This window comes from Modestobacter italicus, assembly GCF_000306785.1.
Lineage (GTDB): Bacteria > Actinomycetota > Actinomycetes > Mycobacteriales > Geodermatophilaceae > Modestobacter > Modestobacter italicus.
The window spans coordinates 634,792-656,913 of the sequence record NC_017955.1; the positions used below are offsets into that span (position 1 = coordinate 634,792).

Below are 22,122 nucleotides of genomic sequence, written 5' to 3' on the forward strand. Positions count from 1 at the left end.
CTCTCCCCGGGTGTCCACGCCCGGAGGTGGCAGGAGGCGACGGCGGGAGTTCCTGACTCACCGGCGGGGGAGCCGGCTCACAGTGGCGGGACCGCGCCGGAGTCTCACCGGGCTTCCTCCACTGCCGTCGCAGTTCGCGCCCATCAGACCACGGCGGCTCCGCTGAGGACAGGGGCGGTGTCTCTTGACGAAGTGGAAAGTCATGCGTCACTCTTTCCGACATGGAAAGCAACGAGATCGACCGGGACGCCGCGGCCGCCCAGCTGGCCGCGCTGGACGCCGACCGCGCCGCGCTGGCCGACCGGGTCGTGCAGCCGTGGTGGCACGACGTGGCCCTGGGGCTGCTGCTGTTCGGGTTCCTGTCCTCCTACGCCGCCGACTCCCTCTGGGTGACCTTCCCGGCGATGGTCGTCTTCTTCGTCGGCCTCGCGCTGCTGGTCTCGGTCTACAAGCGGATCACCGGCGTGTGGGTCAACGTCGACGCCCGGACGATGGCGCTGTGGGCCGCGCTGGTGCTGCTGGTCCTGGTGCCCGCGTTCGTGCTGGCGGAGGGCTTCGACCAGCACTGGGTGATGGTGCCGGCGGGCGCGGTCCTCGGCCTCGCGGTCACCCTGCTCGGCCGGCACTGGGGGCGGGCCTACGCCGCGCAGCTGCGGGGCGAGCGGTGACCGGCGGGGTCTCCGACCGGGAGGCCGCGGTCGCGCAGCTGCAGGTGCTGGAGGCCGACCAGGCCGCGCTGGCCCACCGGATCGTCCAGCCGTGGTGGTGGGACGCCGCCTCCGGTCTGCTGTTCGCCGGGTTCGTGAGCAGTTACGCCGCCCACCGTGCCTGGGTCGTGCTGCTCGCTCTGGTGCTCTACCTGGCCGGCCTGCGCGCCCTGGTCGCGGTGTACCGGCGGCGGACCGGCACCTGGTGGGACGCCCGCCGGGTGGGCCCGGTCCAGGACCGCGTCCGGCTCGCCGTCCGGTGGTGGGCGATCGGCTGCGCCGGACTCCTCGCCCTCGGCGGCGCAGCCGAGTACCTGCTCGACCTGCGCGGGACGATGGTCGTCGTCGGCGTGCTGCTCGGCACCTCGGTCGCCCTGCTCGGCCGGTGGGTGACCCGGGTCTACGCGGCCGGTCTGCGGGCCGGCCGGTGAGCGCCGTCGTCCCGCGGTTCGACGCGGTCATCCACCCGTCGCCGCGGCTGCAGATCTGCGGGCTGCTGGCGGCGGTCGACACCATGGAGTTCTCCGCCGTCCGGGACGCGGTCGGGGTCAGCGACTCGGTGCTCTCCAAGCACGTCAAGCAGCTGGAGGAGGCCGGGTACGTGGCGGTGCGGAAGGCGACGATCGCCTCCCGGCAGCGCACCAGCCTGGCCCTGACCAAGGCCGGGCGGGCGGCCTTCGCCGGGCACGTCGCCGAGCTCCGCCGCATCGTGGCCGGACCGCTGGACGCGGCCACCGGAGGGGTCGGCACGGGAGCCTGACCAGCGCCGGGCAGAGTGGGCCGTGATGGACGGCGGACGGCGCGGGCTGCTCGACTGGGCCGCCGTCCTCGCGGTCGGGGTCGCCGCCGGCGTGCTGCTCGCCCTGCTCGGCGTCCCCTCGGCCCCGCTGTTCGGCGGGCTGGTCGCCGGGCTCGGGCGGGCGCTGCTGGGCCGCAGCCGGCTCTCGCTGCCCCGCCCGGCCGGGATCGGCGCGCAGGCGGTCATCGGGGTCTCGATCGGTGCCCTGGTGCAGACCGCCACGCTGCGCACGATCGCCGAGCACTGGCTGCCCGTGCTCGCGGTGACCGTGGCGACCCTGCTGGTCAGCATGGTCGCGGGGCAGCTGATGCGCCTGCAGCGCGGGATCAGCCCGGTGACCGGCGCGTTCTCCATGATCGCCGGCGGCGCCTCCGGCATCACCGCGATGGCGCGCGACCTCGGCGCCGACGAGCAGGTGGTCGCCGTGCTGCAGTACCTGCGGGTGCTGCTCATCGTGGTCGCGATGCCGGTCGTGGCGACGACGGTCTACGGCGCCTCCGCCGGCAGCGGGACGGCGCCGGCCGGCGACGGACCCGGCTGGCCCGCCGGGTTGCTGTTCACCGCGGTCTGCGTCGCCGTCGGCGTGCTCCTCGGCCGGGTCAGCCGGCTGCCCGTCGGGGCGCTGCTCGGCCCGCTCGCGGTCGCCGCCGCGCTGGACCTGACCGGCCTGTCCCGGGGCGCCGGGGTGCCGGCGGTCGTCGAGGCGGCGGGCTTCCTCGCGATCGGGCTGCAGGTGGGGCTCGGTTTCACCCGGGACAGCCTGCGGCTGGTCGGCCGGGCGCTCCCGCTGGCGCTGGTGCTCATCGTCGGAGCGGTGGCCGCCTGCGCCGGGCTCGGCGTCGTGCTGTCCCGCGCCGCCGGGGTGACGCTCCTCGACGGCTACCTGGCGACCACGCCCGGCGGGCTCTACGCCGTGCTCGCCACCGCCACCGGCAGCGGTGCCGACGCGACCTTCGTGCTGGCGGTGCAGGTGCTGCGGCTGTTCGTGATGCTCTTCTCCGCGCCGCTGCTGGCCCGGGTGCTGCGACCCCGGTCCGGCTGAGCGGTGTCCGCCACACCGGTGTGGACGAGCCGGTCGCCGGGCGGGCGCGCGCCTACCCTGGTCCGGGTGCGCCAGTCGACCGAGGGAGAAGCGAGTGCCGACGCCGTGAGCAGCGCCGAGGGCACCGATGCCGTGCTGCTCTTCGTCGGCGGCCCGCTCGACGGCCGGGTGGAGATCCGCGAGGCCCGGCACGGGGACCCGTTGCCGACGATCACCCACGTGCACCTGCACGGCGGGCCGAAGGTCGTACACCGCTACGACCTGCAGTCGCTCACCGACTCGGCCGGGGTGTACCACCTGCGCCCGCGCACCCAGCGCGTCGAGGACCCCTGCCCCGACCAGCACTGAGCGCCCGGCGGTTCACCCGCGGCGGCGGTGCACCTCGGCCGCGACCTCGTCGAAGCGGGCCCGGTCCAGCGCCGCGCCCTCCCGGCGGACGTCGGCCGGGTCGATCCGCAGCACCCGGTCGACGCGCACCTCGCTCGGCCGGCCCTGGCGGTCCCAGGCGCCGGTGCCCACGTCCACCCAGTGCCGGCCCTGGCGGGCCTCGTCGTCGGCGTCGAGGTCGTGGTCCTTGCTGCTGAGCATCAGCCCCAGCAGGGCGTCGCCGTCGCGGCCGACCACCAGCACCGGCCGGTCCTTGCCGCGGCCGTCGTCCTCCTCGAAGGGCACCCAGGCCCAGACGACCTCGCCGGGGTCGGGCCGGTCGTCGTCGTGCGGGCGGTACTCCAGCCGCAGCGGGCCGGTGTGCTCGGTGACCGGGCCGCGGCGCCGCGGCGGGCCGGCCGGCGGCAGCGTGGCCCGCGGCGGGGCCGCCGGGGCGGTCGACCGGGCCGGGGCGGAGCGGCGCGGTGCCGGCGGGCGCGGCGCCGTGGCGGAGCGGTCGCGCCGGCTCCGCCGGGCCAGCTCCTCGCTGCCCTGCCGGACAGCGACGTCCACCAGCCGACCCAGGACCCTGCGCCACGCACTGCTCGCCACCCACCGGACCGTAGGGGATGGCCGCTGCGGCGTGGCACCCGGCGACACGCCGCCGGGGCCGGCGCGCTCCCGCGCGGCGCTCGGGCGCGGCGCCTCCCACGTGTGATCGTCGATGCGCGGAGCGGGACTGACGGGTCACATCGCGGTTGAGATGCGGCCCGGCGGGCCACATTGCACTGGCGGCCGAACACCGGGCGCCACGGGGGAAAGAGCAGCCTGATGTCCACAGCGGAGCCGGTCCACCCGGTCGAGGTCCCACTCCCCACAGCCGTGCGCGCGAGCGCGCTGGCGGCGTTCCAGCTCGTCGAGGACGCGCGGTACCGATCAGGACGCCGGCCCCGCAACGAGCGCCGGCGGCTGCTCGCCCAGCGCGCGGTCGCTGAGCGGCGGGCCGAGCGCGAGGTAGAGCGGGAGCTCCGCCTGGGCTGACCGGCTCAGGTGAGGCAGAGCTCGTTTCCCTCCGGGTCGGCGATGGTGACCCAGCGGAAGGGGCCCTGCCGGCCGTGGTGCAGCACCGTCGCGCCGCGCGCGGTCAGCCGGGCCACCTCGCTGTCGACGTTCTCCGGGCCGACGCGGACGTCGAGGTGCACCCGGTTCTTGACCGTCTTGGGCTCGGGCACCTGCTGGAAGAGCACCCGCGGCGCCTCGTCGGTGGGGTGCCGGATCGCCGCGCCCACCGCCCAGACCAGCTCACCGTTGTGCCGCATCGTCTCGGACTCCGTGGCGTGCCCCTCGGCGACCATGCGCCGGATGAACGCCTCGTCGGTCGGCTCGCGCTGCCAGCCCAGCGCCTCGGCCCACCAGTCGGCGAGCGGGTGCGGCGCGGTGGAGTCGATCGTCACCTGGAAGAGGTATGCCATGCGGGGACGCTAGGCCCGACCCCCGACAGTTTCCTACAGCTCGCGGGCCAGGTCCGCGCGGATCGTGGCGTCGTCGGGGAGCGGGGTCTCCAGCCGGCAGTGGTCCTTGAGCACCTGGCCGAACGGCGTCATCGTCGACCGGTCGACCTGCCGCTCCGGGTCCCACAGGCCCGAGCGCATCACGGCCTTGCCGCAGTGGAAGTAGGCCCGCTGGACGGTCAGCACGACCACCGACTTCGGCGCCCGGCCGAACTCGACCAGGTCGATGCCCAGCGCGTCGGCCTCCACGAGCGACGTCGTCCCGAAGACCTTGAGCGTCTCCTCCGCGCCCGGCACGAAGAACAGCAGCGCGGCCTGCGGGTTGACGGAGAGGTTCCGCAGGCTGTCGACCCGGTTGTTGCCCTGCCGGTCGGGCAGCGCGAGCCGGTGCTCGTCGAGGACGTGCACGAAGCCCGGGTCGCCGCCGCGCGGGGAGATCTCGGGGAAGCCCTCGGCGTCGGCCGTGGCCAGGGTGGCGAAGGGGGAGAGGGCGATGAACGCCCGGCAGTGCTCGTCGACGCGGTCGATCACCTTGTCCCGGACGAGCTGGGAGGGCTCGCGGTAGCCGGCCAGGACCTCCGCGTCGGCGGGCTGGGTCTCCACGGTGCGCTGCACGGGTCGACGGTAGCGGCCCGCCCGCAGCCGTCGTCCGTAGCCTGCGTCCCGTGCCCGAGGTGTGGAGTGCTCCGGTCCGGTTCGTCGAGTGCGACCAGCAGGGCGTGGCCTTCAACGCGCACTACCTGGTCTGGGCCGACGAGGCGGTCAACGCCTGGTGGGCGGCGCGCGGGCTGCCGTGGCAGGCGCTGGTCGAGCGGGGCGTGGAGTACTTCGTCAAGGCCAGCTCGCTGGACTGGGTCTCCTCGGCCCGGTACGGCGAGACGGTGGCGGTCGACGTCGGGCCGGCGGCGGTCGGCCGGACCAGCCTGACCCTGGAGTTCACCGTGCGGGTGGGCGACCGGACCTGCTGCACGGTCCGCACCACCTACGTGGCCACCGTCGACGGCCGCCCCACCCCCTGGCCGGACGACGTCCGGGCGCTGCTCAGCGCGGGCTGATCCCGCTCGCCAGCACCGGGAGGTCGGCCGGCGGGCCGTCCTCGACCAGCCGCCAGAGCGCGTCGGTGTCCGCGTGCTCGGCGACCAGGTCGCCCAGGGCGTCCAGCCGGGCCTCACGGACGGCGGCGAAGTCGGTGTCCGGCGCCACGACGAACCGGCGGCCGGCGATCCGCGCCACCTCGGTGAGGAAGGCCCGGCGGAACCCGTCGTGCTCCAGCGCGCCGTGCCACGTCGTCCCGAAGACCGAGCCGACCCGGGCGCCGTCGAGGAACGGTTCCGCGGGACCGTCGACAGTCACCACGCCGTGGTGGATCTCGTAGCCGCGCACGGTGTGGCCGAGCGCGGTGCCGATGGGGCGGGCCAGCACCTTCTCCGCGCCGAACCGGACGTCGGCCGGCAGCAGCCCCAGCCCGGGGACGACGCCGGCCCGGGACTCGACGTCGTCGCTGATGGTGCGGGCGAGCATCTGGTGGCCACCGCAGATGCCCAGCACCGGACGGCCCTCGGCGGCCCGGCGCGCGACCGCGTCGGCCAGCCCGGTCGCGCGCAGCCACTGCAGGTCGGCGACGGTCGACCGGGTGCCGGGCAGCACCACGAGGTCGGCGTCGGCGAGCTCCTCGGGCCGCTCGGCGTAGCGCAGCAGCACCCCGGGCTCGGCGCCGAGCGCGTCCAGGTCGGTGAAGTTCGACAGCCGGGGCAGCCGGGCGACCGACACCCGCAGCACGTCCTCCCCGTGCGGCGGCAGCGCGGGGCCGCGGGGTGCGTCCACGCCGAGGGAGTCCTCGACGTCCAGGTGCAGGCCGGTCTGCCAGGGCAGCACGCCCAGCGTGGGCCGGCCGGTCAGCGCGGCGAGCTGGTCCAGCCCGGGGGCGAGCAGCCGGGCGTCGCCGCGGAACTTGTTGACCAGGAAGCCGGCGACCAGCCGCTGGTCGGCCGGCGGCATCAGCGCCACGGTGCCGTAGAGCGCGGCGAACACCCCGCCGCGGTCGATGTCGCCGACCACCACGACCGGCAGCCCGGCCGCGGTCGCCAGCCCCATGTTGGCGATGTCGTCGGCGCGCAGGTTGATCTCGGTGGGGGAGCCCGCGCCCTCGCAGACCACCACGTCGAAGCGCGACCGCAGGTCGGCCAGGCAGGCCAGCGCCTGCTCCAGCAGCGCGGCCTTCATCGGCCGGTAGGACAGCGCCGTGACGTCCGCGACCGGCCTGCCGAGGACGACGACCTGGCTGGCGTTCTCCCCGCCGGGCTTGAGCAGCACCGGGTTCATCGCCGCCTCGGGCTCGACCCGGGCCGCCGCGGCCTGCATCACCTGCGCCCGGCCGATCTCCGCGCCGTCGGCGGTGACCATCGAGTTGTTGCTCATGTTCTGCGCCTTGAACGGCGCCACCCGCACGCCCTGGCGGACCAGCCAGCGGCAGATGCCGGCGGTGACCACCGACTTGCCGGCGTCCGACGTCGTGCCGGCGACCAGCAGCGCGCCGCTCACCTCAGGCGGCCGCGGACGGCGTGCCCCAGCCGGCCTTCTCCTGGCCCGACAGCTCGGCGATCGCCTCCATCACCTGGTCGGTGACCTCGCGGCGCGCCCGGCCCTTGCCGGCCTGGCCGCGGTGCTCGGGGAAGGTCAGCGGCTCGCCGAACGTCACGTACACCCGGTGCGGGCGCGGCCAGCGCGCCCCGATCGGCTGGATCTTGTCGGTACCGCGGACGGCGACCGGGACGACCGGGCAGTCGGCGTTGAGCGCCAGCCAGGCGACACCGGTCTTCCCGCGGGCGAGCCGGCCGTCGCGGGACCGGGTGCCCTCCGGGTAGATGCCGAACGCGCCACCGCCCCGGAGCACGCCCATCGCGGTGTCCAGCGCGGCCTGCGCCGCCCTCGAGGCCTCCCGCTCCACCGGCAGCGCACCGAGCGCGGTGAACAGGGTGCGGGACACCCAGCCGCTGAACCCGGAGCCGCGGAAGTACTCGGCCTTGGCCAGGTAGGCGACCTTGCGCGGCGCCATCAGTGGGATGGCGATGCTGTCGATGAAGGAGAGGTGGTTGCTGGCCAGGATCACCGGCCCGGTGAGCGGCACGTTCTCCCGGCCGGTGACCGCGGGCCGGAAGACCACCCAGACCAGCGGACGCAGCACGAACCGCGCAAGCAGGTAGAACACGCCGCGGCCCCCTCCCTCGTCCCGGACCCTCGTCGGCCCCGGACCGTTCCGGGCATCCTCTCCGATCGGTGCCGGGCGGGGACGGGCGGGTGCGACGCGGGCCCGGGCGGGCCGTCAGACCGCCGCGCGGCCCGGCGGGCAGGCGTCGTGCAGGATGTCGCGGACGTCGTCGGGCAGCGGGGTGCGCCCGCTCGCCGACTCGATGATCGACACCGCCACGTCGCGGACCTTGCGGTGGGTGTGGCTGGAGATGTGCGCCAGCAGGTCGAAGGCCACCTGGTCACCGCAGGACATGAGCAGCATCAGGATCCCCTTGGCCTGCTCGATGGCCGCGCGGCTGGCCATCGCGCTGCGCAGCTGCTCCACCTCGGTCTCCAGCTGCCGGAGCTGGTCGTCGGCGGGCGCCTGGCTGCGTCCCGCCGTCACGTCGACCACCAGCCCGGTCAGGGCGGTGACGGCGCCGGCCGCGTCGGTCTCCGGCTCGCACACCAGCAGGGCGGTGATCGGCCGGCCGTCCAGCCGCAGCACCCGGTACTCCCGGGTGAAGGGGGCGGCCGTGGTGGCGGCCTCGCGCAGCGCCTCCTGCAGCGCCGGCCGGTCGTCACCGTGGACGTGGGCGAGCAGCAGCCCGACCGTGGGCTCGACCGAGCCGCTCGGGATGCCGTGCAGCTCGAAGAGCTCCGGGGACCACCACCACTGCTCGGTGGTGAGGTCGCCGCGGAACCGGGCGGTCAGCGGCGTCGGCCGGAACGCGGGGTGGCGGGCGCGGGCGTGCGCCTGCGGGCGCGGGTGCGTGGGTGCGGTGAGGGGCAACGCGGACGTGGAGGACATGACATCGACCGATCTAGCCGGGCGCACCGGAAGGATTCCGGCGGGGGTCCTCCAGCCGTTGACTCGACCCGGACGACCCGTCGGCCCTCCTCAGGCGCGACCGCTCCAGTGCGCTGAAGCTACCGCGCCCGCGGCGTACGCGCACACCGCCCGGCGCGCGGCGTCCGGGTGACCGGTCAGACCACGGTGCGGGCCGGGACGGCGGGGTGCCCGGTGCCGCCGCGCAGACCCTCGGCCAGCCGGGCCAGCACCTCGACCGCGCCGCGCAGCGCCGGGGCGGGGCGGGTGAACGGCAGCCGCAGGTGGTCGTCGAAGGCGTGGCCGGTGCCGAAGGCGCGCCCCTCGGCGAGCAGCAGACCGTGCGGCGCCGCGGCAGCGGTGAGCGCGGCGGAGCTGAGCCCCGGCGGTAGCCGGCACCACAGCGACAGGCCCCCGGCCGGCGGGTGCACCTGCCAGTCCGGGAACTGGTCGGCCAGCGCGTCGAGCAGCGCCGCCCGCTGGGTGCGCAGCTGCGCACGGCGGTGCTCCAGCACGGCGTCCAGGTCCCGGACCAGCAGGGTGGCGACCAGCTGGTCGACCAGGCCGACCGACAGCTGCCGGCGGCCGTAGACGGTGCTCAGCCGGGCGGCCAGGGCGGCGTCGGTCCGCAGCCAGCCGATCCGCAGCCCTCCCCACACCGCCTTGGCCAGCCCGCCGAGGGTGATCGTGGCGGCGTCGGGCAGCCCGGCGGCGTACGGCGGCAGCGGGCCCTCGTCGAGGTACAGCTCGGCGCACGACTCGTCGACCACGCCGAGCACGCCCTGCTGCCAGAGGGTCGCCGCCAGCCGCCGGCGCCCGGTCGCGGTGAGCCGCGCGCCGGTCGGGTTGGTGAAGTCGGGGATCAGGTAGGCCATCCGCGGGCTGCTCTGCCGGGCGGCCAGGTGCGCGGCCTCGACCAGGTCGTCGGGCCGGGCCTCGTCCACCGGCACCGGGACCAGCCGGGCGCCGGCGCTCTCCACCAGGCGGAGCGCCCCGGGGTAGCTGGGGTGCTCGACCAGCACCCGGTCGCCGGTCTCGAGCAGGGCGTCGACGACGACGGCCGCCGCGTCGCCGACCCCGCAGGTGACGACCACCTGGTCGGGCTCGGTCGGGAGGCCCCGGGCGGTGTAGCGGTCGGCGATCGCCACGCGCAGCTCGGGCAGCCCGCCGGGGGAGTAGCCGTGCCCGTCGGTGACCGAGGGCAGCAGCTCGACCGCCCGGCGGTAGGCGGGCTCGAGCTGCGGGACGGCGGAGGGCGAGGCGTGCGCCAGGTCGACCAGGTCGGCGGTGTGCTCCGGGAGCCAGCTCGCCCGGTCGTCGCCGCCGCCCGGCACCTCGGTCACGGTCCCCGAGCCGTGCCGGGTCCGGGCCCAGCCCTCCTCGCGCAGCACCCGGTAGGCCGAGGCGACGGTCACCCGGCTGACCGCGAGCGCGGCGGCCAGGTCCCGCTCGGCGGGCAGCCGGGTGCCGGCCGGCAGCTGCCCGGCCAGCACCAGCTCGCGGACCCGGCGGGCCAGCCCGGCGTACCGCGGCGCGGCGAGGGAGCCGACCGGCCCGATCAGCGTGGCCACCTCACGGGCACCGGTGGACTGCTCGGACGCAACTGGCATGCGGCCACCATGCCGGATTGGCCTGCATCGCACCAGTCCAGACGGTGCCACTGTCGTCCCATGACCACAGGTGGAGTCCTCGTCCTGCTGTTCCTGCTCGGGCTGGGTGGCCTCGCGGTCACCACCCTCGTCGTCGCCGTCCGCGGCGGGCGGGGGTCCGGTGACCCGCCGGCCAGCCACGAGCGCACCGACCCGGCCGGCTTCCCGGTGCTCCCCGCTCCGCGGGGGGTGCTGCACCGGCGGGGCGCTCAGCCCCGGCGGGCCAGCCGGGCTGCGGTCGCCAGGACCGCCGCGGCGGTCCACACCGCCCGGGAGAGCCGGACCGCGCGGCGGATGTCGCCGCGCACCGGCGGCTGACCGTCGCCCAGGCCCGGTCGCTCCTCGACCCGCTCGCCGTAGGCGTTGCGCCCGCCCAGCCGCACGCCGAGGGCGCCGGCCAGCGCGGCCTCGCAGCGTCCGGCGTTCGGGCTGGGGTGGGCGGCGCCGTCTCGCTGCCAGGCGCGCCAGGCCCCGGCCGGCGAGGCGCCGACCAGCGGCGCGGTGAGCACGGTGAGGGCGGCGGTCGTCCGGGCCGGCAGCCAGTTCAGCACGTCGTCGAGGCGGGCGGCGGCCCAGCCGAACCGCAGGTGCCGGGCCGACCGGTAGCCGACCATCGCGTCCAGCGTGTTCGCCGCCCGGTAGGCCAGCAGCCCCGGCAGCCCGGCGACCGCGCCCCAGAACAGCGGCGCGACGGCGGCGTCGGAGGTGTTCTCCGCGACCGACTCGACGGTGGCCCGCACCAGGGCCGGTTCGTCGAGACCGCGGGGGTCGCGCCCGGCGAGGGTGGGCAGGTGGGCGCGGGCGGCGGCCAGGTCGCCGGCGGCCAGGTGCTGCTCCATCGTGGTCGCGGCCCGGCCCAGCGAGGTGCCGCCCAGCACGGCCCAGGTGGCGGCGGCGGTGAGCGCGGTGCGGGCCAGCGGCCGGCCGGCGGTCAGCCGCTGCCCCGCCGTCCCGACCGCCGCCGCCGTGCCGACGCAGACGGCCGCGTACGCGACGCCGGCCGCACGGTGGTCCCGCCACGTCCGGCGCTCCAGAGCGCCCGCCGCCTGCCCGAAGCCGGCCACCGGGTGGCCGCGGCGCGGGTCGGCGAGCAGCAGGTCGGCGAGGCTGCCGAGGGCCAGCCCGGCCGCCGTCGCGGCACCCCTCCGGCCGAGGCTCGTGCTCTGCTGCCGGGGAGGCAGCAGAGCACGAGCGCCGGCGGAGGACATCGCCGGTGACTGTAGAGACCGGCGACGTCCCTAGGATCGACGGTCATGCGCCTGCCCGGCCGTTACGACGGCGTCGCCCGGCCGATCGTCACCTACGGCACCGACCCGGTGCTGCACCGCCCGTGCGCCCCGGTCACCGAGTTCGACCGGGCGCTGCGGCACCTGCTGCTGGACATGTTCGCCAGCATGGAGGCCGCCGACGGGGTGGGGCTGGCGGCCAACCAGATCGGCGTCGACGCGCGGGTCTTCGTCATGGACTGCCCGGACGCCGACGGCGAGGACGTCATCGGCTACGTGGTGAACCCGGTCCTCACGGTGCTCGACCCGGTCGGCGACGAGCCGGCGGTCGAGGTGACCGAGGAGGGCTGCCTGTCGGTCCCCGGCCCGTACGCCGAGCTGGAGCGCGCCTTCCGGGCCCGGGTCGACGGGGTCGACGCGCACGGTGCGCCGACCTCGATCGAGGCGACCGGGATGGCCGCCCGGTGCCTGCAGCACGAGGTCGACCACCTCGACGGCACCGTCTACGTCGACCGGCTGCCCGCCGAGCAGCGCGAGCTGCTGCTGGCCGAGGCCGCCGGTCCGGAGGGTGAGCTGCCCGCGTGACCGCCGCGGCGCCGGAGGGGTGGACGGTCACCGTCGTCGGCATCGGTGCCGACGGGTGGGACGGGCTGTCCCCGGCGGCCCGGCGGGCGATCGCCGGCGCCGACGTCCTCCGCGGCAGCGCCCGCCAGCTCGGCCTGGTGCCCGCCGAGGTGGACGCCGAGCGGGTGCCGTGGCCCTCGCCGATGGCGCTGGCCGTCCGGGAGCTCCCGACCGCCCACCCCGGCCGCCGGGTGGTGGTGCTGGCCAGCGGCGACCCGATGTTCTCCGGGATCGGCACCACGCTGGTCCGCTGGTTCGGCGCGGCTGCGGTCGACGTCGTCCCGCACCCGTCGTCGGTGACCCTGGCCTGCTCGCGGATGGGCTGGTCGGTGGAGGAGACGACGGTCGTGTCGGTGGTCTGGCGCCCGCTGGAGCTGCTGGTCCCGCACGTCACCCCCGGACGGCGGCTGGTCGTGCTCGGTGCGGACACCACCACGCCCGGCCTGGCCGCCGACCGGCTGCGGCAGTGGGGCTACGGGGCGAGCCGGCTGACCGCGCTGGCCCAGCTCGGCGGGGCGGCCGAGCGCCGGTTCACCGGCACCGCCGCCGCGTGGGCGCACGCCGAGACCGACCCGCTCGTGGTCACCGCGGTCGAGGTCGTCGCCGACCCGGGGACGGTGCCGCTGCCCACCGTCCCCGGCCTGCCCGACGAGGCCTACGCCTCCGACGGGCAGCTGACCAAGCGCGACGTCCGGGCGGTGACGCTGTCCCGGCTCGCGCCGCTGCCCGGTCAGCTGCTGTGGGACGTCGGCGGGGGCGCCGGCTCGATCGGCATCGAGTGGATGCGGGTGCACCCCTCCTGCCGGGCGGTCGCGGTCGAGTCCCGCCCGGACCGCGCCCACCGGATCGGGCAGAACGCCGCGCGGCTCGGCGTCCCCGGGCTGCAGGTGGTCGAGGGGAAGGCGCCCGAGGCGCTGGGCGGGCTGCCCGCCCCGGACGCCGTCTTCGTCGGTGGCGGGGCCACCGAGCCCGGTGTGCTGGAGGACTGCTGGGCCGCGCTGGCCCCCGGCGGCCGGCTCGTGGTCAACGCGGTGACCGTGGAGAGCGAGGCGGTGCTGGCGCAGTGGCACGCGCGGGTCGGCGGCCAGCTGACCCGGCTGCTGGTCGCGCACGCCCAGCCGGTCGGCGGCTTCACCGGCTGGAAGCCCGCCATGCCGGTGACCATCTGGAGCGTGACGCGGTGACCGTGCACTTCATCGGGGCGGGCCCGGGGGCCGCCGACCTCGTGACCGTGCGGGCCGCGCGGCTGATCGCCGCGTCGCCGGTCTGCCTCTACGCCGGGGCGCTCGTCCCGCGGGAGCTGCTGGCCACCGCACCGCCGGGCGCCCGGCTGGTCGACACCGCCGACCTCGACCTGGACCAGATCACCGCAGAGCTGGTCGCCGCGCACGAGGCCGGCCAGGACGTCGCCCGGCTGCACTCCGGCGACCCGTCGGTCTACAGCGCGATGGCCGAGCAGATGCGCCGGCTGGACGCCGCGGGGGTGCCCTACGACGTCGTCCCGGGGGTGCCGGCCTTCGCCGCCGCGGCCGCCTCGCTGAAGCGGGAGCTCACCGTGCCGGGGGTGGCGCAGACCGTCGTCCTCACCCGGACGTCGGCCCGGTCGACGCCGATGCCGCCGGGGGAGGAGCTGGCCGCCTACGCGGCCACCGGCGCCACCCTGGTGCTGCACCTGGCGGTGCAGCGGATGGACGCGCTCGCCCCGGAGCTGGCCGCGCACTACGGCGAGGACTGCCCGGTGGCGGTGGTGGCCTGGGCCAGCCGGGACGACGAGCTGGTGCTCCGCGGCACGCTCGCCGACATCGCCGACCAGGTCACCGCGGCCGGCGTGCGGCGCACCGCCGTGGTCGTCGTCGGCCGGGTGCTGGCCGCCGAGCAGTTCCTCGACAGCCACCTCTACTCGACGACGCGGCAACGCTAGTGGAGTGCCAGGGCATCATTCTCCGCGCCGTGGCACTCCACTCAGGCGCGGCCGACGATGGTGCCGGCGCGGTCGATGACCACGACGTCCACCGCCACCGGGGCGCCGCGGAGCACGTCCTCCGCCGTCCGGCGCGCGCCGGCGGCGACCAGGTCGCCCAGCGGGAGCCCGGCGGCCCGGGACTGCTGCAGCGCGTCCAGGGCGGTGTTCGCCGCACGCACCCCGGCGACGAGCTCCGCCGACCCACCGGCGTCCGCGACCAGCTGCGCCAGCGCCGCGAACGAGACCTGCGACCGGCCCGAGTGCAGGTCCAGGTGGCCCTCGGCGAGCTTGGCCAGCTTCCCGATGCCGCCGGCGACGGTCAGCCGGGGCACCGGGTGCCGGCGCAGGTACTTGAGCACCGCACCGGCGAAGTCGCCCATGTCCAGCAGCGCGTCCTCGGGCAGGCCGTAGAGCTGCTGGACGGTCCGCTCGCTGGTCGAGCCGGTGCAGCCCGCGACGTGGGTGTGCCCGGCCGCGCGGGCGACGTCGATGCCCCGGCGGATGGAGTCGATCCAGGACGAGCAGGAGTACGGGACGACGACGCCCGTGGTGCCCAGGATCGACAGGCCGCCGAGGATGCCCAGCCGCGGGTTCCAGGTCTTGCGGGCCAGCTCCGCGCCGTTCTCCACCGACACCTCGACGACGACGTCGCCCGTGCCGCCGAACCGGCCGGCCACCGCGGCGACGTGCTCGGTCATGAACTGCCGCGGCATCGGGTTGATCGCCGGCTCGCCGACGGCCAGCGGCAGGCCGGGCTTGGTCACCGTCCCGACGCCCTCGCCGGCCCGGAAGACCACGCCGCTGCCGGGCTCGCCGGGCGAGACCGTCGCGGACACCAGCGCGCCGTGGGTGACGTCCGGGTCGTCGCCGGCGTCCTTGACGATGCCGACGGTGGCGCGGGCGCCGTCCCGGTGCTCGCGGGCCAGGGCGAACGAGGGGTGCCGGTCATGGGGCAGGTCGATGGTCACCGGGTCGGGGAACTCGCCGGTGAGCAGCGCGGTGTAGGCGGCGGTGGTCGCGGCGGTGGCGCAGGCACCCGTCGTCCAGCCGTGCCGCAGCCCCCTGCCGTCCTCGGTCACGGGCCCATGGTGCCTGGCGGACCCCGGTGACCGGTCAGGTGCTGGTGCTGGGCGGTACCGGGGAGGCGCGGCGGCTGGCTGCCGCGCTCGTCGCCGACGGGGTCGACGTGCTCTCCTCGCTGGCCGGCCGGGTCGCCGAGCCGGTGCTGCCGGTGGGCGAGGTGCGGGTCGGCGGGTTCGGCGGCGCGGAGGGGCTGGCGGCCTGGCTGGCCGAGCACCGCCCGCGCGCCGTCGTCGACGCCACCCACCCGTTCGCCGCCGAGATCACCGCGTCGGCCGCCGCCGCGGCGGCCGCGCACGGCACGCCGCTGCTCCGGCTGCAGCGGCCGGGCTGGACGCCGCAGCCCGGGGACGACTGGCGGTTCGTCGACTCGCTGGCCGACGCCGCGGCCACCGTCGCCGACCGCTCCAGCGTCTTCCTCACCACCGGCCGGCAGGGCGTGCGGACCTTCGCCGACCTGCCCGGGCGGGTGCTGGTGCGCTCGGTCGACCCACCCGACGAGCCGCTGCCGGCCGGGGCGACCCTGCTGCTGGACCGCGGGCCGTTCAGCGTCGCCGACGAGCTGGCGCTGATGCGCGAGCACGCGGTGGACGTCGTGGTCACCAAGGACTCCGGCGGGCACATGACCGAGGCCAAGCTGACCGCCGCCCGCGAGCTGGGCATCCCGGTCGTGCTGGTCCGCCGGCCGCCGCTGCCGGCGGGCGTCGCGACCGTGGCCACCGTCGACGAGGCCCTCGCCTGGATCCGCAGCCGATGAGCCGGCTGGTGCTCTTCGACATGGACGGCACCCTGGTCGACTCCACGCCGGGCATCTGGGCCTCGATCCGGGTCGCCGCCGCCGCGCTCGGGCTCCCCGAGCCGACCCCGGGCCAGCTGCGGTCGATGGTGGGCCCCCCGCTGCAGGACGGCTTCGCCAGCGCCTTCGGCCTGGTCGGCGAGGACGTCGACCGGGCGGTGGGCGCCTACCGGGCGCACTACGCGGCGGGGGCGATGTTCGACGCCGACGTGTACCCCGGCATCCCCGGGCTGCTGGCCGCGCTCCGCGCCGACGGGGCGACCCTCGCCGTGGCGACCAGCAAGCCGGAGCCGTTCGCGGTGCGCATCCTGGCCCACACCGGCCTGCTGCCGGCGTTCGCCGGCGTGCACGGCGCGACGCTGGACGGCACCGTGCGGCACAAGCACGACGTGGTCGCCGCCGCGCTGGCCGCCCACCCGGACGGCGAGCGGCCGGTGCTCGTCGGCGACCGGTCGCACGACGTGCTCGGTGCCGCCGCGCACGGGCTGCCCTGCATCGGTGCGGGGTGGGGTCCGGCGCCGCCCGGCGAGCTGGCCGCGGCCGGCGCGGCGGCCGTCGCCGCCACCCCGGCCGACGTGCTGCCGGCACTGGGCGCACTCCCGGGCTGAGCGTGCCCGGCAAACGACGTGGACACCGCGGCCGTCCGGCGGCGACGCTGCCGCCATGACGGCACGCATCTCGCACACCTCGGTCGACTGCTCCGACGCCTACGCGCTCTCGCTGTTCTGGTCGGCGGTGCTGGGGTTCACCGAGGACCCGGACGACCCGAACGAGCCGGCCACGAGGAGTGCATGATCGCCGCGCCGGACGGCGGGCAGCGGCTGCTGTTCATCGAGGTGCCGGAGGCCAAGACGGTCAAGAACCGGCTGCACCTGGACCTGGTGCCGGCCGCCGGGACCCGGGACGAGGAGCTGCAGCGGCTGCTGGAGCTGGGCGTCCGCGAGCTCGACGACCGCCGCCGGCCCGACGGGAGCGGCTGGGTGGTGCTCGCCGACCCCGAGGGCAACGAGTTCTGCATCCTGCGCAGCGACGCCGAGCGGGCCGCGCCCTGACCCACGGCGTCTTGTCAGACCCTGCGGGCACAGTGGGACCGGGTGCACAGAGGTGCTCCGCCGGAAGGGGATCTGCCGTGGAGGTGTGCTGCCGTGATCGGTGAACCGCAGGCGGTCGACCTGGACCTGCTGGACGTGGAGAGCGCGCTGCTGCGGGCGGCCGTGGGCGACTACGCCGTGGAGGCCGCCGTGCTGCTGCTGGCCAACTCCGGCCACTGGCTACCCCGGCTGCAGGCCGCGGGGCTGATCACCATCGCGCTGGACGGCGACGCCGACGGCGGCCCGTGGGCGGCGGTGCAGTGGGCCGACCTGGACGGCGCCCTGCGCCGCGGGGTGATCTCCGGCAGCAGCGGCCAGCTGCGGCTGCTGCGGGCGGCGGCCGGCCTCGCCGACGGCCAGCCGGTCGACCTCGCCGACCTGACCGCGGGGGTGGACCGCGCCGAGCTCACCCTGCTGCTGGCCGCGCTCGCCCACGCGGCGGGCAGCCACGAGCACGCCGAGGTCGTCCGCCCCGACGACGGGGTCGCCGACGCCCGCGTCGTCCTGGGGCCGGTCGTCCCGTGGCCGGTGCGCGAGTGACCCCCGGCTGAGCCCGGCACGGCGGGCCGGGCCGTCGAGGGGTGAAGATCCACCGCCGCGGGCAGGTACCGGGGCATGACCACCCCGACCGGGCTGCCGGACGCCCTGCAGCGGTTGCGCGACTCCGTCGCCGCAGCGCCGCTGGGCCTGGCCACCACCGGCCGCGATGCCGCCGCCCGTACCGCCCGCGCCGTCGTCGACCAGGTCGACGACTACCTCCTGCCCCGCCTGCGCGACCTGGACGCCCCGCTGCTGACCGTCGTCGGCGGCTCGACCGGCGCCGGCAAGTCCACGCTGGTCAACAGCGTGCTCGGCGCCCGGGTCACCACCCCGGGCGTGCTCCGGCCGACGACCCGCTCACCGGTGCTGGTCTGCTCGACCGCCGACGTGGGGTGGTTCTCCGGCGACCGGGTGCTGCCGGGGCTGGCCCGCACCACCGGCGAGGGCGACACCCTCAGCGGCATCACGCTCGTGCCCACCGACGCCCTGCCACCGGGCCTGGCCCTGGTCGACGCCCCCGACGTCGACTCGGTCGTGGAGGCCAACCGCGAGCTCGCCGGGCAGCTGCTGGGGGCCGCCGACCTGTGGGTCTTCGTGACGACGGCGTCCCGCTACGCCGACGCCGTCCCCTGGGACCTGCTGCGGACGGCGCAGGAGCGCGGCACCGCGCTGGCCGTCGTCCTGGACCGGGTGCCGCCCGAGGCGGTCGGTGAGGTCGCCGACGACCTGGCCGCGATGCTGCAGCGCGGCGGGCTGGGCGGCGCCCGGCTGTTCGTCGTCGAGGAGCGGCCGCTGGTCGAGGGGTTCCTGCCGGCCGACCAGGTGGCGCCGCTTCGGGACTGGCTGCACGCGCTCGCCGCCGACCAGGAGCAGCGGGCGGCCGTGGTCCGGCAGACGCTGGCCGGCGCGCTGGAGAGCCTCAGCGGCCGGGTCGACGTCGTCGCCGCCGGCGTCGAGGAGCAGGCGCTGTCCGCCGAGGCGCTGCGGGCCGCCGCGGACGCCGCCTACGCCCGGGCCCGCGCCTCGATCGACGAGGGCGTCGGCAACGGCAGCCTGCTGCGCGGGGAGGTGCTCGCCCGCTGGCAGGAGTTCGTCGGCACCGGCGAGTGGATGCGCAGCCTGCAGGGGCAGGTCGGGAAGCTGCGCGACCGGGTCACCGCGGCGTTCACCGGTCGGCCCAACCCGGCCGCGGACCTGCAGGGCGCGCTGGAGTCCGGCGTCGAGCTGCTGCTGCGGGCCGAGGCCGACCGGGCGGCGGAGAACACCGTCGCCGCCTGGCGCTCGCTGCCCGGCGGCATCGCGCTGATCGGCGGCCGGGAGACCGAGCTGGACGGCGTCTCCCCGGCCTTCACCGGGGTGGCCGCCGACGAGGTGCGGGCCTGGCAGGGCTTCGTGCTGGAGCTGGTCCGCGAGGAGGGCGCGGGCAAGCGGTCGCAGGCCCGGCTGCTGTCCTGGGGCGTCAACGGCGCCGGCGCGGCGCTGATGATCGCCGTCTTCGCCTCCACGGCCGGGCTCTCCGGTGCCGAGGTCGTCATCGCCGGCGGCACCACGGCCGTCGGTCAGCGGCTGCTGGAGGCGGTGTTCGGCGACAACGCCGTCCGGGAGCTCGCGGTGAAGGCCCGCGCCGACCTGGACGCCCGCGCCGACCGGGTGCTGCAGAGGGAGCAGGACCGGTTCACCGAGCTGCTGGCGGACGTCGCGCCCACCCCGGACGCCGCCGCCGAGCTGCGCGCCGCGGTCGCCGGGCTGGCCACCGCCCGCGGGGCCCACGCGTGAGGCTGGGCGGCGGGCGGCGCAGCGAGCTCTCCCTGACCGACCGGCTGTCCGCGCTGCGCGAGGCGGTCGAGGTCGCCGAGGACCGGCTCGAGGTGCCCGAGGTGTCCCGCGCCCGCACCCTGCTGGCCAAGGCCGGCGCCCGCGAGGCGCTCGGCGACGCGACCGTCGTCGCGCTCGCCGGCGCGACCGGCAGCGGCAAGTCCACGCTGTTCAACGCGCTGAGCGGCAGCGAGGTGAGCAGCCCCGGCGTCCGCCGGCCCACCACCGGGGTCGCGCACGCCAGCGTGTGGGGCGAGCACGGCGCCGACCGGCTGCTCGACTGGCTGCAGGTGCCCCGCCGGCACCGGGTCCAGCCGGCCGAGCCCGCGCTGGACGGGCTGGTGCTGCTCGACCTGCCCGACCACGACAGCGTCCGGCTGGAGAACCGGCTGGAGGTCGACCGGCTCGTGGAGCTGGTCGACGTGCTGGTCTGGGTGCTGGACCCGCAGAAGTACGCCGACGCGGCGGTGCACTCGCGGTACCTGGCGCCGCTGGCCGGGCACGCGGGGGTGCTGGTCGTCGTCCTCAACCAGGTCGACCGGCTGGACGACGCCTCGGTCCGGGCCTGCCTCGCCGACCTGCGCGGGCTGCTCGACCGGGAGGGGCTGGCCGCGACGCCCATCGTGCCCACCGCGGCCCGCACCGGGGCCGGGCTGGCCGAGCTGCGCGCCGAGCTCGCCTCCCGGGTGGCCGCCCGGCGGGCGGCCACCGACCGGCTGGCCGCCGACGCCCGGGCCGCCGCGGCCGCGCTGGCCCAGCACTGCGCCCCGGACGCCGGCCAGGACCGCAGCCGGGACCCCGACGAGCGCGAGGGCCTGGCCGACGCGCTGGCGAACGCGGCCGGGGTGCCCGCGGTCGTCAGCGCGGTCGAGCGCTCGGCCCGTCGCCGGGGGAACCAGCACACCGGCTGGCCGGTGCTGCGCTGGACCTCGAAGCTGCGGGCCGACCCGCTGAGCCGGCTGCACCTGGGCGACGAGGCGGCCCGCACCTCGCTGCCCGAGGCCGGTGCGGTGCAGACGGCCGGCATGGACGCCGCGCTGCGCCGGGCCCGGGACGCCGCCGGTCAGGGGCTGCCGCAGGCCTGGCGGGACGAGCTGCGGCGCACCGCGGACCTGCAGGAGGAGCGGCTGGCCGACCGGCTGGACCGGGCCGTCGCCGGCACCGACCTCGGGCCGGACCGGACGCCGATCTGGCAGCGGGCGGTCGGCGGGCTGCAGTGGCTGCTCGCGCTGGTCGCGCTGGCCGGGGCGCTGTGGCTGCTCGGGCTGGTCGGGCTGGGCCTGCTGCAGCTGGACGACGTCGTCCCGCTGCCCCGGGTGGAGGGCATCCCGGTGCCCACCCTGCTGCTGGTCGGCGGGCTGCTCGCCGGCCTGCTGCTGGCGCTGGTGAGCAGACCGCTGGTGCACGCCGGGGCGCGGAGACGGGCCCGGCAGGTGCGCCGGCGGCTGACCGAGCGGGTGGCCGAGGTGGCCGACACCGAGGTGCTGGAGCCGCTGACCGAGGCCCGCGCCGACCACGACCGGTTCTGCGCCGCGGTCACCCGGGCCGGCAGCTGACCTGACCCCGGGACGCTCGTGCTCTGCTGCCTGGTGGGCAGCAGAGCACGAGCGTCACCGGACCGCGGCGGGGTCCGCCTCCGGCGCCGGGAGCGGGGTGGGAGCCGGGCGGCGGGCCTGCAGGGCGAGCCCGGCGACGGCGAGCAGGGCCAGGACGATGACGCCGACGCCGTAGACCTGCGCGGTCCGCTCCAGCCCGATGTGGCCGGCCGCGACGCCCGCGGCGATGGCCGGCAGGCTGAAGCCGAGGTAGCTGACGGTGAACACCGCCGACAGCAGCGAGGCCCGCTCACCCGCCGCGACGCCGCGGGTGACGGTGGCCATCGCGCCGAGGAAGGCCGAGCCGAAGCCGAACCCGGAGATGATCGCGGCGACGAAGAAGAACGCCAGCGAGCCGGTGGCCAGCGCGGCGACGGTGCTGCCGACCCCGGCGGCGAAGACCAGCGCACCGATCACCATCAGCCGGGTCGGCGCCACACCCCGCATGCTCAGCGAGCCGATCAGGCCGGTGCCGTTGAGCGCCAGGATCAGCAGGCTGCCGACCACGTGGTCCTCGACCCCGAAGACGCCCGCGACCAGCGACGGGCCGAGCGAGGCGTACAGACCGCCGAGCGCCCAGGTGGCGATCAGGCAGGGGAGGACGACGATGAACGCCCGGCGCTGCGAGGTGGGCACGCGGACGCTGGGCACCAGCGAGGCCGCCGTGCCGGGCAGCCGCGGCGAGGACTCCGGCAGGAACACCCACACGCCGAGCGCGGCGGCCAGGCACAGCCCGGTGAGCAGCCCGAACACCCAGTCGGTGGGGGAGGGCAGGAACTCCACGGCCAGACCGGCGCCGACCGCGCCGAGGGAGAGGCCGAAGCCGGGCGCGGCGGAGTTGACCAGCGGGCCGAGCGGGCGGTCCGGGCGCTGCAGGTCCAGCAGCGCGGCGCCGAACGCGCCGGTCATCGCACCGGTCGCGAAGCCCTGCACGATCCGGGCGGCGAGCAGCCAGCCGACGCCGTCCGCGGCCAGGAACAGCACCATCGACGCGGCCTCGAGGACCAGCGCCGCGGCCAGCACCGGGCGCCGTCCGACGTGGTCGCTGAGCCCGCCGACCACCAGCAGCGACACCAGCAGCGCGAACGTGTAGACGGCGAAGACGACGGTGATCACGCCCGGGCCGAAGCCGAACTGCTCTGCGTAGACCCGGTACAGCGGCGAGGGCACCCCGGACGCGGCGAGCACGAGCACCAGCAGGACGGCGACGCTCCAGAAGGCAGCGGTCCGGGCGAGCTGTCGACGGGGCACGCTCCGGTGC

General features: G+C 76.8%; 27 protein-coding genes and 1 riboswitch. Of the genes, 17 read left to right on the top strand and 10 right to left on the bottom strand.

Annotated features, from left to right (window positions below; all coding sequences use genetic code 11):
• Positions 1-26: 26 nt before the first annotated feature.
• A riboswitch (cobalamin riboswitch) is annotated at positions 27-148 on the bottom strand.
• A gap of 73 nt (positions 149-221) precedes the next feature.
• The 5 genes from MODMU_RS03040 (at position 222) to MODMU_RS03060 (ending at position 2,896) form a co-directional block, all read left to right on the top strand.
• Positions 222-668, top strand: a complete 447-nt coding sequence (locus MODMU_RS03040; protein ID WP_014738694.1) for a hypothetical protein — start codon at positions 222-224, stop codon at positions 666-668.
• Positions 665-1,138: a hypothetical protein gene (locus MODMU_RS03045; protein WP_014738695.1), complete on the top strand. Its 474-nt coding sequence runs from the start codon at positions 665-667 to the stop codon at positions 1,136-1,138. The genes MODMU_RS03040 and MODMU_RS03045 overlap by 4 nt, the downstream gene beginning before the upstream one ends.
• Positions 1,135-1,467, top strand: coding sequence for a transcriptional regulator (locus MODMU_RS03050; protein WP_014738696.1), 333 nt, complete (start codon positions 1,135-1,137; stop codon positions 1,465-1,467). The genes MODMU_RS03045 and MODMU_RS03050 overlap by 4 nt, the downstream gene beginning before the upstream one ends.
• A gap of 25 nt (positions 1,468-1,492) precedes the next feature.
• Positions 1,493-2,548: an AbrB family transcriptional regulator gene (locus tag MODMU_RS03055; protein WP_014738697.1), complete on the top strand. Its 1,056-nt coding sequence runs from the start codon at positions 1,493-1,495 to the stop codon at positions 2,546-2,548.
• A gap of 66 nt (positions 2,549-2,614) precedes the next feature.
• Complete coding sequence (locus MODMU_RS03060) at positions 2,615-2,896, top strand: hypothetical protein (RefSeq protein ID WP_014738698.1); 282 nt, start codon at positions 2,615-2,617, stop codon at positions 2,894-2,896.
• Between the two features lie 12 nt (positions 2,897-2,908).
• On the opposite strand, the gene MODMU_RS03065 is transcribed toward MODMU_RS03060, so the two are convergent.
• Positions 2,909-3,526 carry a type II toxin-antitoxin system PemK/MazF family toxin gene (locus tag MODMU_RS03065; RefSeq protein ID WP_014738699.1) on the bottom strand — a complete coding sequence of 206 codons (618 nt, stop codon included), beginning with the start codon at positions 3,524-3,526 and terminating at the stop codon, positions 2,909-2,911.
• 219 nt (positions 3,527-3,745) lie between these two features.
• Between MODMU_RS03065 and MODMU_RS03070 the strand changes: the two genes are divergently transcribed.
• The gene (locus MODMU_RS03070; RefSeq protein ID WP_014738701.1) at positions 3,746-3,955 is read left to right on the top strand and encodes a hypothetical protein; all 210 of its coding nucleotides are present in this window, start codon (positions 3,746-3,748) and stop codon (positions 3,953-3,955) included.
• A 5-nt stretch (positions 3,956-3,960) separates the two neighbouring features.
• Here MODMU_RS03070 and MODMU_RS03075 read toward each other — a convergent pair whose 3' ends face one another.
• Together MODMU_RS03075 and MODMU_RS03080 are read right to left on the bottom strand one after the other, a co-directional pair.
• Positions 3,961-4,386: a VOC family protein gene (locus MODMU_RS03075; RefSeq protein ID WP_014738702.1), complete on the bottom strand. Its 426-nt coding sequence runs from the start codon at positions 4,384-4,386 to the stop codon at positions 3,961-3,963.
• Between the two features lie 33 nt (positions 4,387-4,419).
• Positions 4,420-5,040 (bottom strand): MSMEG_1061 family FMN-dependent PPOX-type flavoprotein, encoded by a 621-nt coding sequence (locus MODMU_RS03080; RefSeq protein WP_014738703.1) that lies wholly within the window; start codon positions 5,038-5,040, stop codon positions 4,420-4,422.
• A 50-nt stretch (positions 5,041-5,090) separates the two neighbouring features.
• Between MODMU_RS03080 and MODMU_RS03085 the strand changes: the two genes are divergently transcribed.
• The gene (locus tag MODMU_RS03085) at positions 5,091-5,480 is read left to right on the top strand and encodes an acyl-CoA thioesterase (protein ID WP_014738704.1); all 390 of its coding nucleotides are present in this window, start codon (positions 5,091-5,093) and stop codon (positions 5,478-5,480) included.
• Here the strand turns inward: MODMU_RS03085 and MODMU_RS03090 are convergent.
• The 5 genes from MODMU_RS03090 to MODMU_RS03115 all read right to left on the bottom strand — a co-directional run bounded on the left by MODMU_RS03090 (position 5,467) and on the right by MODMU_RS03115 (position 11,339).
• Positions 5,467-6,966, bottom strand: a complete 1,500-nt coding sequence (locus MODMU_RS03090; protein WP_014738705.1) for a cobyric acid synthase — start codon at positions 6,964-6,966, stop codon at positions 5,467-5,469. The genes MODMU_RS03085 and MODMU_RS03090 overlap by 14 nt on opposite strands.
• Position 6,967: 1 nt before the next feature.
• The gene (locus MODMU_RS03095) at positions 6,968-7,633 is read right to left on the bottom strand and encodes a lysophospholipid acyltransferase family protein (RefSeq protein WP_014738706.1); all 666 of its coding nucleotides are present in this window, start codon (positions 7,631-7,633) and stop codon (positions 6,968-6,970) included.
• A 114-nt stretch (positions 7,634-7,747) separates the two neighbouring features.
• A complete protein-coding gene (locus MODMU_RS03100) occupies positions 7,748-8,464 on the bottom strand; it encodes a PAS and ANTAR domain-containing protein (protein ID WP_014738707.1) in 717 nt (238 codons plus the stop codon).
• 176 nt (positions 8,465-8,640) lie between these two features.
• Positions 8,641-10,092: a MocR-like transcription factor YczR gene (gene yczR, locus MODMU_RS03105; RefSeq protein ID WP_014738708.1), complete on the bottom strand. Its 1,452-nt coding sequence runs from the start codon at positions 10,090-10,092 to the stop codon at positions 8,641-8,643.
• Positions 10,093-10,340: 248 nt separating this feature from the next.
• Entirely contained in the window at positions 10,341-11,339 is a 999-nt protein-coding gene (locus MODMU_RS03115; RefSeq protein WP_014738709.1) for a cobalamin biosynthesis protein, read from the bottom strand.
• A gap of 45 nt (positions 11,340-11,384) precedes the next feature.
• Here MODMU_RS03115 and def point away from each other — a divergent pair, with 45 nt between their 5' ends.
• Genes def through cobM form a run of 3 tightly spaced genes read left to right on the top strand, consistent with a single transcriptional unit; the run spans position 11,385 to position 13,902 of the window.
• The gene (gene def, locus MODMU_RS03120) at positions 11,385-11,942 is read left to right on the top strand and encodes a peptide deformylase (protein WP_014738710.1); all 558 of its coding nucleotides are present in this window, start codon (positions 11,385-11,387) and stop codon (positions 11,940-11,942) included.
• A complete protein-coding gene (locus tag MODMU_RS03125; protein WP_014738711.1) occupies positions 11,939-13,165 on the top strand; it encodes a bifunctional cobalt-precorrin-7 (C(5))-methyltransferase/cobalt-precorrin-6B (C(15))-methyltransferase in 1,227 nt (408 codons plus the stop codon). The genes def and MODMU_RS03125 overlap by 4 nt, the downstream gene beginning before the upstream one ends.
• The gene (cobM, locus tag MODMU_RS03130; protein ID WP_014738712.1) at positions 13,162-13,902 is read left to right on the top strand and encodes a precorrin-4 C(11)-methyltransferase; all 741 of its coding nucleotides are present in this window, start codon (positions 13,162-13,164) and stop codon (positions 13,900-13,902) included. Before MODMU_RS03125 ends, cobM begins: the two co-directional genes overlap by 4 nt.
• Positions 13,903-13,943: 41 nt before the next feature.
• Here cobM and MODMU_RS03135 read toward each other — a convergent pair whose 3' ends face one another.
• Positions 13,944-15,023 carry a cobalt-precorrin-5B (C(1))-methyltransferase gene (locus MODMU_RS03135; RefSeq protein ID WP_014738713.1) on the bottom strand — a complete coding sequence of 360 codons (1,080 nt, stop codon included), beginning with the start codon at positions 15,021-15,023 and terminating at the stop codon, positions 13,944-13,946.
• Positions 15,024-15,049: 26 nt separating this feature from the next.
• Here MODMU_RS03135 and MODMU_RS03140 point away from each other — a divergent pair, with 26 nt between their 5' ends.
• From MODMU_RS03140 to MODMU_RS03165, 7 genes are all read left to right on the top strand, one after another.
• The gene (locus MODMU_RS03140) at positions 15,050-15,781 is read left to right on the top strand and encodes a cobalt-precorrin-6A reductase (protein ID WP_014738714.1); all 732 of its coding nucleotides are present in this window, start codon (positions 15,050-15,052) and stop codon (positions 15,779-15,781) included.
• Positions 15,778-16,428, top strand: a complete 651-nt coding sequence (locus tag MODMU_RS03145; protein ID WP_014738715.1) for an HAD hydrolase-like protein — start codon at positions 15,778-15,780, stop codon at positions 16,426-16,428. The genes MODMU_RS03140 and MODMU_RS03145 overlap by 4 nt, the downstream gene beginning before the upstream one ends.
• Positions 16,429-16,483: 55 nt before the next feature.
• Entirely contained in the window at positions 16,484-16,615 is a 132-nt protein-coding gene (locus MODMU_RS29905; RefSeq protein ID WP_014738716.1) for a VOC family protein, read from the top strand.
• Complete coding sequence (locus MODMU_RS03150) at positions 16,612-16,872, top strand: VOC family protein (RefSeq protein WP_014738717.1); 261 nt, start codon at positions 16,612-16,614, stop codon at positions 16,870-16,872. The genes MODMU_RS29905 and MODMU_RS03150 overlap by 4 nt, the downstream gene beginning before the upstream one ends.
• A 93-nt stretch (positions 16,873-16,965) precedes the next feature.
• Positions 16,966-17,451: a hypothetical protein gene (locus MODMU_RS03155; RefSeq protein ID WP_014738718.1), complete on the top strand. Its 486-nt coding sequence runs from the start codon at positions 16,966-16,968 to the stop codon at positions 17,449-17,451.
• A 75-nt stretch (positions 17,452-17,526) separates the two neighbouring features.
• Positions 17,527-19,227 (top strand): GTPase family protein, encoded by a 1,701-nt coding sequence (locus tag MODMU_RS03160; RefSeq protein ID WP_014738719.1) that lies wholly within the window; start codon positions 17,527-17,529, stop codon positions 19,225-19,227.
• On the top strand, positions 19,224-20,822 hold the full coding sequence (locus tag MODMU_RS03165; RefSeq protein WP_014738720.1) for a YfjP family GTPase: 1,599 nt from the start codon (positions 19,224-19,226) through the stop codon (positions 20,820-20,822). Before MODMU_RS03160 ends, MODMU_RS03165 begins: the two co-directional genes overlap by 4 nt.
• A 54-nt stretch (positions 20,823-20,876) precedes the next feature.
• Here the strand turns inward: MODMU_RS03165 and MODMU_RS03170 are convergent, their stop codons facing one another.
• Complete coding sequence (locus MODMU_RS03170; protein WP_014738721.1) at positions 20,877-22,112, bottom strand: MFS transporter; 1,236 nt, start codon at positions 22,110-22,112, stop codon at positions 20,877-20,879.
• Positions 22,113-22,122: the final 10 nt, after the last annotated feature.